Raw genomic sequence first — 13,356 nt, 5'->3', positions numbered from 1 at the left:
CGGCCCCGGGCGAGACGCGAAGACCTGACGGTTGACGGGTCCGGAACGTACCCGCCGTGTTCAAGCCATTGACACGTGCATTACATGGGCTTTACGTTCCGGCCATCTGAGAGCGCTCTCAGAACCTTTTCCTGTCACGACTTGAGGTGACGCATGCCATCCCCACGCACCAGACCGGCAACCGTTCTGCTGCTGGCCTCGGCCCTCGCCGCCGTCGGCCTGGGCCCGGCCGCCACACCGGCGGCCGCCGCCACCGTCCCCGTAGGCTCCGGCAGTTACTCCGACACCCGGCCCTCCGGCACGTCGGGCCCCACCACCAACACGGGAACGCCGGTCACGCCCAAGGTGACCGCGGCCGCCAGGAACCGGCCCGTGCCCACCAACGACTGGTGGTCCTCCCTGGCCTTCCAGCGCTACGGCGACAACCCGTACTCGACCCCCATGTACGGGCACCCTCTCACCTACCAGGCCACGGCCGGCGGACTCGACGTCGGCTACCCGACGACCCCCTCGATCGTCGGTGACGGCCGCCAGTACGAGTACGCCCACAAGCGCGACCTCACCATCGGACTGACCGGCCTCAACTCCCCCGACACCAAGGCCGACGACTGGTCCGACTGGACGGTCACCCCCTACTGGTCCGACGGCGCCCGCACCCTGCGCACCACCATCGGCCACGGCTCCCCGTTCGTGTACGCCAAGGGCTCCGGCGGCAACGCCCAGATCACCACCGCCGGCGCGCCCACCGTCTTCGCCGACCAGGGCAACGTCCTCGGCATCACCGTCGCCGGACACCACTACGCCCTCTTCGCGCCGACCGGCAGCGACTGGAACGTCGCCGGCTCCACCGTCACCGCGGATCTCGGTTCCAAGGACTACTTCTCCGTCGCCGTGCTGCCGTCCACCGGCGCGCTGGCGACGTTCAAGAAGTACGCCTACAGCTTCGTCACCGGCTCCAAGGTGACCTGGAGCTACACCGGGGGCACCGTCGGGGCCACCTACACGCTCACCACCGAGGCGAAGGAGGGCACCGAGCGCGGCACGCTCCAGGCCCTCTACCGCCACCAGTGGCTGAACACCACGGACCCCCTGACCTCCTACACCTACGTCTCCCCGCGCGGCACCATGAAGGTCCGCGAGTCGGCCTCCTTCACCACGCGCCAGAAGGCGGCGGCGGTACTGCCCGCGCTGCCCAGGTCGAACGGCGTGGACGCCGCCCGGCTGCGCGGCTACCTGAACGAGGTCGTGAACGCCTCCGACCCCTTCTCCGGGGCCGCCGACACCTACTGGACCGGCAAGGCCCTCGGCCGCCTCGCCCAGCTCGTCCCGGTGGCCGACCAGATCGGTGAGACCGCCGTCCGCGACCGGATGCTCGGCCTGATGAAGGGCAAGCTCCAGGACTGGTTCACGGCCGGGGGCGCGAACGGGTTCAGCTACGACAAGGACTGGAAGACGCTCACCGGTTACCCCGCCTCCTACGGCAGCGACACCGAGCTGAACGACCACCACTTCCACTACGGCTACTACGTCTACGCGGCGGCGGTCGTCGCCCAGTACGACCCGGCGTGGGCCGCCGACTCCGCCTGGGGCGGCATGGTGAAGACCCTCGTACGGGACACCGCCAACCCCAGCCGCACCGACACCGCCTTCCCCTTCCTGCGCGGCTTCGACGTCTACGCGGGCCACAGCTGGGCCTCCGGGCACCAGGGCTTCGCCGCCGGCAACAACCAGGAGTCCTCCTCCGAGTCCACCAACCTCAGCGCCGCCCTCGTCCTGTGGGGCTCCGCGACCGGCGACACCTCGCTGCGCGACCTCGGCGCCTTCCTGCTGACCACCGAGTCGGAGTCGATCGCCCAGTACTGGTTCGACGCCGACGAGCAGGTCTTCCCGTCCTCGTTCGGCCACGACACGGCCGGCATGGTGTGGGGCAGCGGCGCCGCCTACTCCACCTGGTGGACCGCCAACCCCGAGGAGATCCACGGCATCAACGTCCTGCCGGTGACCGGCGGATCGCTCCACCTCGGCGGCGAGAAGGCCGCGATCCGGCGCAACATCGCCGAGATGGAGCGGGAGAACGGCGGCCCGGCCGTCGAATGGCGCGACATCCTCTGGGAGTTCCAGTCCCTCGCCGACCCGGGTACGGCCAAGGCGAAGTGGGACGCGGGCCACGCCGGCTACACCCCGGAGGAGGGCGAGTCGAAGGCGCACACCTACCACTGGCTCACCACCCTCGACACCCTCGGCGCCCCGGACGCCACCGTGACCGGTGACATCCCCACCTCCGCCGTCTTCACCAAGGGAACGACCCGCACCTACGCGGCCCACAACCACGGCTCGACGGCCCGCACCGTGACCTTCTCCGACGGCAGGACCCTGTCCGTGCCCGCCCGTTCCACGGCGACCGGCACGGGAACCGGATCCACGGACCCCGACCCCGATCCCGACCCCGAGCCGCCGACCGGCAACACCTTCCAGCTGCGCAGCGGCGGCACCCTGACCACGGCCACCGGCGGCACGGCGGGCAGCGACACCGTCGCCTCCGCCGGCGGCGCCAACCACGACGGCACCCCGTACCAGCCCCTCGTCTACGAGGTACGCGGCGTCAACGGCACGCTCGCCCCGGGCGCGCAGACCGCCTTCCGGCTCCAGGTGGACGCGGGCACCGCGGTCGGGCTGGGCCAGCAGGCCCGGATCAGCTACGACTTCACCGGCGACGGCAGCTTCGACCGGACCGAGACGTACCACTACTTCGCGACCGACCCGGTCACCGGATGGGAGGAGTACACCCAGGCCCGCGGCCTCAAGGCGTCCACGGGAACGCCGGGCGACCTCAAGGGCGGCACCGTGCGCCTCGAGGTGTGGAGCGCCATCGGCAACGGCACCTCGAAGCTCCAGACGGGCACGGACAAGTCCGTGCTGGTCATCCCCTACAGCTGAACCGCCACAGGCCTACGGCGGGGACCGGCGTCCGACCGGTCCCCGCCGGACCGCTTCCCGTCCACGGTGCCGGCCGCCGGCACGGCGCCGCCGGAGAAGCGGAGCCGGTCCTGCAGGCCGTACGGGTCGGCACCGATGAACGGCTCGCCGCCCGCCGCGCCCGCTGGGCGGTGGGGGACGCCCGGCGGACCCTGCGGCGGCGGCGTTCCTGAGGAGCGGCGGCCTGGCCTTTCCGTCGAACTGTCATGCCCGATAGGTTCGCGCGTGCGTACGGGTGTTGCCGATGTGCGGGTGACGGGGGTTGCGGGATGGTGGGTCATCGGCCGAGTGATTGGCATGTCCTTGACCTGGACAGGGACCCGACCCCCGGTGACCCGGAGCGGGTGCGCAAGCTCGCCAGGTTCCTGCACGACTTCGCCGACGACGTCTCCGAGGCACTGCGCCTGGTGAAGGGGATGGCCGGTGAAGGGGCGCTGGCGGAGTGGGCGGGCAAGTCGGCCGAGGTGTTCAAGGAGGAGTTCTCCGGCGTTCCCAAGAACCTCAGGAAGCTGGAGAAGTCCTACGCGCTGTGCGGGGACGCGCTCGCGGACTACTGGCCGAAGCTGGAACGCGCCCAGGCGCTGGCCGACAAGGCGCTGGCGAAGGCCCGCGCGGCGCGGGCGGACCTGTCCTCGGCGCAGTCGAAGCTCGCCTCGGCGGAGTCCTGGGTGGGGCGGGCGACGAAGGAGGCCGACAAGTACAAGGACGACCCCACGGGGTCGAGGTCGGACGCGGACAGGCCGGACGAGGCGAAGGTGCGGGCCGCGGCCCGGGACGTGCAGAGCGCCAGGTCCGCCCAGTCCAAGGCGCAGTCGGACGTCTCCGCCGCGCAGGACGCGCTCGCGGCGGCGAAGAAGATGGCCGCCGACGCCCGGGCGATGCGCGAGGAGGCCGCCCGGGACGCCAGGTCGAGGATCGACGAGGCCTCCGACGCCGGGATCCAGAACCGCTCGTGGTGGGAGGAGATCGGCGACTGGGTCACCGACAACTGGGACAGCATCGTCGCCGTCTGCAAGATCGTGGTGGCGGTCGTCGGCATCGTCGCCATGATCATCGGTGGGCCGATCCTCGGCGCGATCGTCCTCATCGCCGCCCTCGTCGTGCTCGCCGACACCCTCTACAAATACAGCAAGGGCCAGGCGTCCCTGTGGGACGTGGGACTGGCCGCACTCGACTGCATCCCCGGCATGAAGGGCCTGACCACCCTCGGCGGCCTCGCCAAGGGCCTCAAGGCGCTCGGCAAGACCGGCCTCAAGGGCATGGCCCTCGGCGTCAAGGGCCTCGGCAGGAGCACCAGCGCCCTCAGTCGACAGATGAGGAAGCTCATCACGCGTGGCGACCCGGTCGATCTGGCCACCGGAGAGATGGTCATGTCCGCCACTGACGTGACGCTGGACGGTGTGCTGCCCCTGTCTTTGGAACGGCACCATCGCAGCCGTACACGCAGCGGCCGCCTCCTGGGGCCCAGTTGGACCTGCACGCTCGACCAGCGACTGGTGCTGGACGCCGACGGGGTACGGTTCGCGGCGGACGACGGCATGGTGCTGCACTACCCCGTTCCGGACGCGGACGCCCCGGTCCTGCCCGTCACCGGTCCCCAGTGGCCGTTGAGCTGGGACGGCACGGCCGAGGGCGAGATGGTCGTGCTCCGGACCGAGACGGGACACCGCATGCACTTCCGGCCCCTGCCCGGGCGCTCGGCCGCCGAGCTGCTCCTCGCATCGATCCGTGACCGCAACGGCAACACCATCGCCGTGACCTACCGGGCGGACGGCACGCCCGAGGAGATCGCCCATCATGGTGGTTACCGCATCGGTGTGACCTGCGAGAACCATCGGATCACCGAGCTCGCTCTGCGGAGCCACCCCGAACAGCCGACCCTGGTCCGGTACGGCTACGACCATCGCGGCGATCTCTCCGCCGTGTACAACTCCTCTGGTCTGCCTCTCCGGTTCGCGTATGACGACAACAGACGCATCACCCGCTGGGAGGACCGCAACGGCGTCTGGTACCGCTTCGAGTACGACGGCAGCGGCCGCTGTGTGGCCGGCCAGGGCAAAGACGGGTTCCTCGACTACACCTTCACCTACGACAGTCCTGCCCGTCGTACGGTCGCCGTGGACTCGCTGGGACATTCCACGCACTATCGGTTCAACGACGCCTGCCAGCTCGTCGAGGAGACCGACGCGCTCGGACACACGGTCGTCCAGGAGTGGGACGACCGGGACCGTCTGATCCGCCGTACCGACCAGCTCGGGCGGGTTCTGCAGCTGGAATGGGACGAGGCGGGACGGCTGACGTCCGTGCGGCTGCCCGACGGCTCCGTCTCGACGACCCGCTACAACGACCTGGGGCTTCCGGTCGAAGTCACCGAGTACGACGGTGCGATTCTGCGGCAGGAGTGGGACGAATACGGCAACTGTGTCTCGGTGACCGCCGCGGACGGCGCCACCACCAGGTTCACCCGCGACCCCTCGGGCGCACTGGCATCTCTCACGGACGCCGCCGGCGCCGTGTACCGCTTCACCAACAACCCGGCCGGACAGCCGACCTCCGCGGTCGACCCTCTCGGAGCTGTGATCACCTATGCGTACGACCACTTCGGGCACAACAGCGTCGTCACCGACCCGCTGGGCGGGGAGATACGTCGCACCTGGTCCACGGAAGGCCTCCTCACCTCGCTGACGGATACGGACGGCACATCGGAGTACTGGACGTACGACGGCGAGGGAAACCAGGTCAGCCACGCGGACAAGCTGGGGCGCACCACCCGTTTCACCTACGGCGCCTTTGACGTGCTCACCTCACGCACGTCACCGGACGGCGTGCGGCACACCTTCACCCACGACGCCGAGCTGCGCCTGGTGCAGGTGGCCGACTCGCGCGGGCTGACCTGGGACTACCGCTACGACCCGGTGGGCAACCTGGTCTCGGAGACGGACTTCGACGGACGGACCCTCGCCTACACCTACGACGCCGCACACCAGTTGCTGAGCCGAACGAACGCGGTTGGGCAGACAGCCACGTACTCCTATGACGTGGTCGGGAACCAGACGGCGTCCGCACTCGACGACCGTGTCACCACCTACCGGCACGACCGGGTCGGCCGCCTCGTCCATGCGGTCGGGCCCGACGCCGCTCTCTCGTACGTCTACGACGCGACGGGACGCGTGACCGCGGAGAACGTCGACGGGCGGACCCTCACCACGGTCCACGACGCCGTGGGCCGCCCAGTCACCCGGACCACTCCGAGTGGCACCGTCACCAGGTACGCCTACGACGGGGCCGGCCAGCGCACCGCCCTCACCACCGTCGGCCGTACCCTGACCTTCGCTCGTGACCACCTGGGGCGTGAGACCGACAGGAGGTTCGACACCGGCCTCGTCCTCACCTCGGGCTGGGACACCGGAGACCGCCTGACCGTCCAGGAGCTGACCGCCGCGGGACGTACGCGCCCCGTGACGCAACGGACCTACGCCTACCGGGCGGACGGCCACGTGACCGCACTCACCGAGGGCGGATCCGGGCGTCGCACCTTCGACCTCGACCCCGCCGGCCGCGTGCTCAGCGTGCGCGCGGATGGGTGGACCGAGTCCTACGCCTACGACGCGCACGACAACCAGACCCGCGCCTTCTGGCCCGACCGGCACCCCACGCCGGAAGGCCGGGGCGAACGTGTTCACCAGGGCACTCGCATCCTGCGCGCGGGCGGAATCCACTACGAGTACGACGCGGCGGGCCGGGTCGTACTGCGCCGCAGGACAAGACTGTCCCGCAAGGCGGACATCTGGCGCTACACCTGGGACGGTGACGACCGGCTCACCTCGGTCGTCACACCCGACGGCACGGTGTGGCGGTACCTCTACGATCCTCTCGGCCGGCGCGTCGCCAAACAGCGGCTGTCGGCCGACGGGCGGACCGTGACCGAGGAGATCCGTTTCACCTGGGACGGCCCGCACCTGGTGGAGCAGGTCACGACTCGCGTGGGATCGTCCGAGGTCTCCACGCTGACCTGGGAACGGGACGGCATCCGACCGATCGTGCAAACAGAGCGTGCCTCCCTCGCCGACGCGCCGCAGGACGTCGTCGACGAGCGCTTCTACGCCATCGTCACCGACCTCGTGGGCACCCCGACCGAACTCGTCTCCGAGGACGGCGAGATCGCGTGGCGCGCGGACGCCACACTGTGGGGTCTCATGGCGGACGAGGCTTCCGGCGCCTCGACTCCACTGCGGTTCCCCGGCCAGTACGCCGACGCCGAGTCGCAACTCCACTACAACTTCATGCGGTACTACGACCCGGTCGCCACCACCTACGTCAGCGCGGACCCGTTGGGGCTGGACGCGGGCCCCAATCCCCGGGCCTACGCGTCGAACCCGCTGACGTGGTTCGACTACCTGGGGCTCCTGACCTGTGCCGAGAACGCCGAACTGCTCGCGAAGAACCTCGCGAGGGAGGGACGGGCCAAGGGCCCGGGGCAGGCTGCCGCCCACCTCGTCCCCTCCGGCATGAAGCGCAACAAGGCGGCGGATACGCGGGCTCTGCTGGAGAGATACGGCGTCGACGTCAATGACGCGGTGAACGGCATCCCACTCGGGCATCCACGGCCGCACAACTTCACACACCGCAAGAAGTTCCTGCTCCGCCTCAACGCACAGCTCACCGACCTGACGGAGACAATGACGGAAGCCGGGTACGGCGCGCGCGCCATTCGCAGCGCACTGCGCCGGGAACTACGCTCCATTGGGCAGCAGGTCGAAAAGGAACTGGTAGGAGGACAGCCAGGGCCTGGAGCGGTATGGACGGCGCCATGAAGGAACAGGCCGCATTCGGCACGACGACGAACACGGATGGTGACGCAATGGCCGAGATCTCGGAGAGGAGCCCGGCGGTGTACCGGATTCTGCCGAGCCTGGCCGACTACCGGCAGCTCGACCCGAACAACTGGGATCTGCGTCAGCTCAAGCGCTGGCAACGTCTGGGGGCCGAGGAGGACCGGCCCGTCCGGTTGCGCGCCGATTGGGCAGGAGAGCGGCGTTGGCCCAAAGGTGATTTCGCCTCCGGTTATCCGGGCGCGCCCCTGCTCAGCCGACGCCTCATCGATCAGTTCGGAACCGATGCGCTGCGCACGGCCGGCGGCTTGGTGCCCGTCGAGATCGACGGCTCGAGGGGGGACGAGTACTACCTCCTCCTCGTCGAGCAGGTGGTCGACTGCCTGGACCTGCGCAGGTCGTCGAAGCCGAAGAAGACGAACGGCGAGGTGAAGAAGGCGGTGTACCGCACGGACGCCCTTCCCGCGCACCTCCCGGCCTTCCGTCTGCCGCAGTTCCCCGGCGCCGTGCAGTGGAACGGCTGGGCGGTCGAACGACTCGTCGGTCTCACCGGCGACCAGATCGAGGCCCGCCTGCTGTGGTCCGAGGACCCGACAGCCGTCCCGCACCCGGACCCCTGGGGCATCTGAGGGGGCGGCCTGCGGGCCGAACCGGCACCCGAGCGTTCCTGGCACGCGCAAGGGCCCGGCACTGACCGGTCCGGACCGGTCCGGTCGGCCGGAAGTCACGTCGTCCCGGTGTCGACCGCAGATCACCGCGCCATTGGTCCATCCCGCACCTCTCTCCGGTCGCATACCAGATCCAGCCCGTTGATGACGTCAACGGATAGTCATCTACCCAACCGGCGACCTCTCGTGTACGGTGGCGCCTGCCGCCGCTCCTCCTCTGTCACCATGGGCGGGCGCAGCGGCACACGGGGGGTGTCGTCCACCAGGGCAGGGCGGGCGCGGGGGCGTGCACGAGGGACGAAGGAGCGAGGGGCAGTGAGCCGGGAGCTGGTCGGCGGCAGGTTCCGCATCGGACGGGTCGTCGGCCGAGGCACCGTGGGGGAGGTGCACCGCGCCGAGGACCCGCGCGCCCCGCAGGGCGCCCCCGAGCGCACCCCGGCCGTCAAGAGGACGCTGCGCAGCCGCGCGGGTGCGCGGATCGACACCGGTGGCGGCGCCGAACGCGGTGTGGCTGTCGCAGGAGCCGGCGGCGGAACCACTGCAGGCGCGGGCGACGCAGAACACGGCCGCGGCGTCCGGCGGACGCACGACGACCCGCATCCTGGACCGACCGGGCGGGGCGACGCCGTACCCGGAGTCGTACGGCGACGAGCCGGCCGTCGAGCCGGAAGTCTCCCACCGCCGGGGCGCGCCGCCTCCGGCGGGATCCTCCGCGGCCCGTCCGTCACCGCACGGAAGCCCGCTGCCGTCCTCGGCGCCCACGTCCACCTGCCCGCGGCCCCCTCCCCCGTCCCCGCTTCCGCCTCCTCTGCTTCCGCTGGAGTGTCCGCTTGATGTCCGCCACCACCCGCAACCAGGTGTTCACCGCCGTCCACACCGTCGGCGGCCTGCTGCCGGCCGACATGCTGCTCCGCATCTCCGAGGGCAAGGGCGTCGTCGGCTCCGAGCCCGCCGACTACGGCCTGCCGTCCTCGTGCTCGGTCCGCGACGAGGCCGAGCGCAGCTGGGAGTACCTGAAGCCGCTCTGGCGCGACCTCCGCGACCACCTCCCCGAGGACCCGGGGACGGGCGCCCCGGCCGGCGACCCGACGGGCCGTGCCGGCACCGACTGGCTGGCGCCGCTCTGGCGGGAGCTGGGCTTCGGCCGGCTGACGCCGGTCGGCCCGGCGGGCATCACGGCCGACTCCGACGCGGAGAAGAAGTTCCCGGTCTCCCACCGCTGGGGCCACGCCCTGATCCACCAGGTGGCCTGGAACGCCGAGCTGGACAAGCGGCCGGGCGGCGCGGGCACGGTCCCTCCCCAGTCGATGCTCCAGGAGTGCCTGAACCGCGCAGAGGCACACCTGTGGGGCGTCCTCACCAACGGCCGCCAGGTGCGGCTGCTGCGCGACTCCAGCGCGCTGGCCACGGCGTCGTACGTCGAGTTCGACCTGGAGGCGATCTTCGACGGCGAGCTGTTCAGCGAGTTCGTGCTGCTGTACCGGCTGCTGCACGTGTCGCGGTTCGAGGGGGCGGAGGGGGCGGCTCCGTCCTCGTGCCGGCTGGAGAAGTGGCGGACCGAGGCCGTCGTGTCCGGTACACGGGCGCTGGACCAGCTGCGGAAGGGGGTCCAGGAGGCGATCACGGCCCTGGGCACGGGCTTCCTGCGGCACCCGGAGAACGGCTCGCTCCGTGAGGACGTCCGTCCGAAGGCCTTGCAGAAGGCGCTGCTGCGCCTGGTGTACCGGCTCCTGTTCGTCTTCGTGGCGGAGGACCGCGACGCCCTGCTGTCGCCCGATGCGGATCCGGTGGCGCGCGAGCGGTACGAGACGTACTTCTCCTCGGCCCGGCTGCGCGCCCACGCCCGGAAGCGGCAGGGCACGGCCCACGCCGACCTGTACGAGGCCCTGCGCCTCGTCCTGACGGCCCTGGGCGACGAGGAGGGCCGTCCCGAGCTGGGCCTCCCCGGTCTCGGCGGCCTGTTCGACGACACGGACACGGACGCGCCGCTGCACGGCATGAAGCTCTCCAACGAGGCGCTGCTGACGGCCGTACGGCACCTGTCCCAGGTCCGGGACGGCGGCTCGGGCCGCCGGCGGGCGGTGGACTACCGGCACCTGGACGCCGAGGAGCTGGGCTCGGTGTACGAGTCCCTGCTGGAGCTGGAGCCGGAGTACAGCAGGGCCGACCGCACCTTCGCACTCGTCGAGGCCGCGGGCAACACCCGTAGGACGACGGGCAGTTATTACACACCGTCCTCGCTCATCGAGTGCCTGCTGGATTCCGCGTTGGACCCGGTGATCAAGGATGCCGTCCGGCGCGGCGAGGAGGCGGCGGCGCGGTCGGGGGCCGCCGATCCGGCCGGGGCCGTGGTCGACGAGCTCCTCTCGCTGACGGTGTGCGACCCGGCCTGTGGATCCGGGCACTTCCTGGTGGCGGCGGCCCGCCGTATCGCCAAGCAGGTCGCGGCCGTTCGGGAACGCAACCCGGAGCCCACCCTGGACGCGGTGCGCCGCGCCCTGCACGAGGTCGTCGCCCGCTGCGTCTACGGCGTCGACCTCAACCCCATGGCCGTGGATCTGGCCAAGGTGTCCTTGTGGCTGGAGGCCCTGGAGCCGGGCAAACCACTGAGCTTCCTCGACGCGCACGTGAAGCAGGGCAACGCGTTGATGGGAGCGACGCCGGCACTGCTCCGGGGCGGGATCCCCGAGGCTGCCTTCAAGCCGATCGAAGGCGACGACAGGAAGTTCGCCAGGTCCCTGGAGAAGCAGAACCGGCTCGAACAGGGCGGCCAGACCGGGCTGTTCGACCTGGGTGAGGAGATCAAGGTCGCCAACACGGCCTTCGCGGCCGGGCTGCGCCGCATCACGGACGCCGGGTCCGACACCCTCGCGGACGTACGGCGGCAGGAGGCGGGCTACCGGGGCTGGTCCGAGTCCGCGGAGTACGTGCGGGCCCTGCACGTGGCGGACGCCTGGTGCGCGGCGTTCGTCTGGCGCAAGACGGCCGACGCACCACCACCCGTCACCGAAAGCGTCTTCCGCGCCCTCCAGGACCCGTCCGCCGACGCGGCACCGGCCTCCTCCACCCACGAGGAGATCGCACGGCTGCGCAAGCGCTACGGCTTCTTCCACTGGCACCTGGAGTTCCCCGAGGTCTTCTCCGTCCCCGACGCGGGAGTCGACTCGGCGACGGGATGGTCGGGCGGCTTCGACTGCGTGGTGGGCAACCCGCCCTGGGAGCGGGTCAAGCTCCAGGAGCAGGAGTTCTTCGCCCAGCGCGACCCGGCGATCGCCACGGCCAAGAGCGCGGCCGCCCGCAAGAAGCTGATCGCCGACCTGAAGCAGGACCCGGACGCGCGGGGACTCCACGCCGAGTTCGCGGCCGCCAAGCGCAAGGCGGAAGGCGAGAGCCACTTCCTGCGCGGCAGCGGACGCCATCCCCTCACGGGCCGCGGCGACATCAACACCTACGCGGTCTTCTCGGAGACCGGCAGGACACTGACGGGTGCACGCGGCCGCATGGGTGTGATCGTCCCCACGGGCATCGCCACGGACGCCACGACCCAGTTCTTCTTCCGGGACCTGGTCGGCACGGGCGCGTTGGCTGCGCTCCACGACTTCGAGAACCGCAACGGCATCTTCCCGGCCGTGCACTCCAGCATGAAGTTCTGCATCCTGTCCCTGGTCGGCCGCGCCCTGCGCGAACCGGCCGCCCGCTTCGCCTTCTTCCTCCACGACCCGGCCGAACTGGACGACCAGGGCAAGGTGTTCCGGCTCACCCCGGACGAGATCGCCCTCCTCAACCCCAACACCGGTACCTGCCCGGTGTTCCGTTCGCGCCGCGACGCGGAGATCACCCTGGGCATCTACCGTCGCGTCCCCGTCCTCGTCGAGGAGAACGCGCGGGACGGCAATCCGTGGGGCGTGTCCTTCCTGCGGATGTTCGACATGTCCAACGACTCCCACCTCTTCCACACCCGGGAGGCGCTGGAGGCCGAGGGCTGGCGGCTGACGGGCAATGTCTTCACCCGGGACGGGGACCGGATGCTGCCGCTCTACCAGGGCATGATGGGCTCGTTCTTCGACCATCGCGCGGCGTCCGTGGCGCGCAGCTCCACGGCGACGAAGCGGCTGAACCAGCCCGTTCCGTCCGCACCGGCCGACTACGCCCGTCCCGACTTCGTGCCCCTGCCCAGCGCCTGGGTCGCGGAACGCGAGGTCCCGCACGTGCCCAACGGGTGGCAGATGGCCTTCTCGTCCATCACGGCACCGACCAACGAACGCAGCTTCACGCCGTACGCCCTCCCCGTCGCCGCCGTCGGCAACAGCGCGCCGGTCATGCGGTTCAACAGTCCGGGCAAGGCGCTCCCCTCCCTGCTGGCGAACCTCTCGTCCTTCGTCCTGGACTACGTGGCCCGCCTGAAGATCGGGGGCACGAACTTCAACTACTTCTACGTCAACCAGTTCCCCGTCCTGAGCCCTGACCAGCTCGCGCCCCACCTGGCTTTCGTCACGGCCCGCGTACTGGAACTCACCTACACCGCTTACGACATGGGATCCTTCGCCGCCGACCTGGGCGACACCGGCGCCCCCTTCCGCTGGGACGGGGCGCGCCGCGAGGTGATCCGGGCCGAGCTGGACGCGCTCTTCCTCCACCTCTACGGAATCTCCCGGGAGGACGCCGAATACATCCTCGGCACCTTCCCCATCGTCCGCCGCAAGGACGAGGCCGAACACGGCACCTACCGCACCAGGGACCTGATCCTCGCCGAGTACGACCGCATGGCGCAGGCCGGCCTCACCTTGGAGAACCCCCTGGTCGACGGCGAGAACTACACCTCCGCCCTCACACCGCCCCCGGGCCACGGCCCCCGCCACCCCGAGTCGGACTGACCCGGC

4 protein-coding genes are annotated in these 13,356 nt (G+C 70.7%); all 4 read left to right on the top strand.

The genetic code is table 11. The features are described 5' to 3' along the window. Positions 1–153: 153 nt before the first annotated feature. The 4 genes from ABTY20_RS07130 to ABTY20_RS07115 all read left to right on the top strand — a co-directional run bounded on the left by ABTY20_RS07130 (position 154) and on the right by ABTY20_RS07115 (position 13,350). On the top strand, positions 154–2,937 hold the full coding sequence (locus ABTY20_RS07130) for a glycosyl hydrolase (protein WP_351995954.1): 2,784 nt from the start codon (positions 154–156) through the stop codon (positions 2,935–2,937). 308 nt (positions 2,938–3,245) lie between these two features. After that, positions 3,246–7,790, top strand: coding sequence for a DUF6531 domain-containing protein (locus tag ABTY20_RS07125; RefSeq protein ID WP_502991757.1), 4,545 nt, complete (start codon positions 3,246–3,248; stop codon positions 7,788–7,790). Further along, a complete protein-coding gene (locus ABTY20_RS07120; protein WP_351995952.1) occupies positions 7,787–8,437 on the top strand; it encodes a hypothetical protein in 651 nt (216 codons plus the stop codon). Before ABTY20_RS07125 ends, ABTY20_RS07120 begins: the two co-directional genes overlap by 4 nt. 872 nt (positions 8,438–9,309) lie before the next feature. Then, positions 9,310–13,350 carry an Eco57I restriction-modification methylase domain-containing protein gene (locus ABTY20_RS07115; protein ID WP_351995951.1) on the top strand — a complete coding sequence of 1,347 codons (4,041 nt, stop codon included), beginning with the start codon at positions 9,310–9,312 and terminating at the stop codon, positions 13,348–13,350. The last annotated feature ends 6 nt before the right edge of the window (positions 13,351–13,356 follow it).

It is taken from the genome of Streptomyces sp. NPDC126497, from assembly GCF_040302425.1.
In the GTDB taxonomy this organism is placed as follows: domain Bacteria; phylum Actinomycetota; class Actinomycetes; order Streptomycetales; family Streptomycetaceae; genus Streptomyces.
The sequence above is the reverse complement of the archived record's forward strand: the minus strand, read 5'-3'. Positions and strand labels throughout refer to the sequence as shown.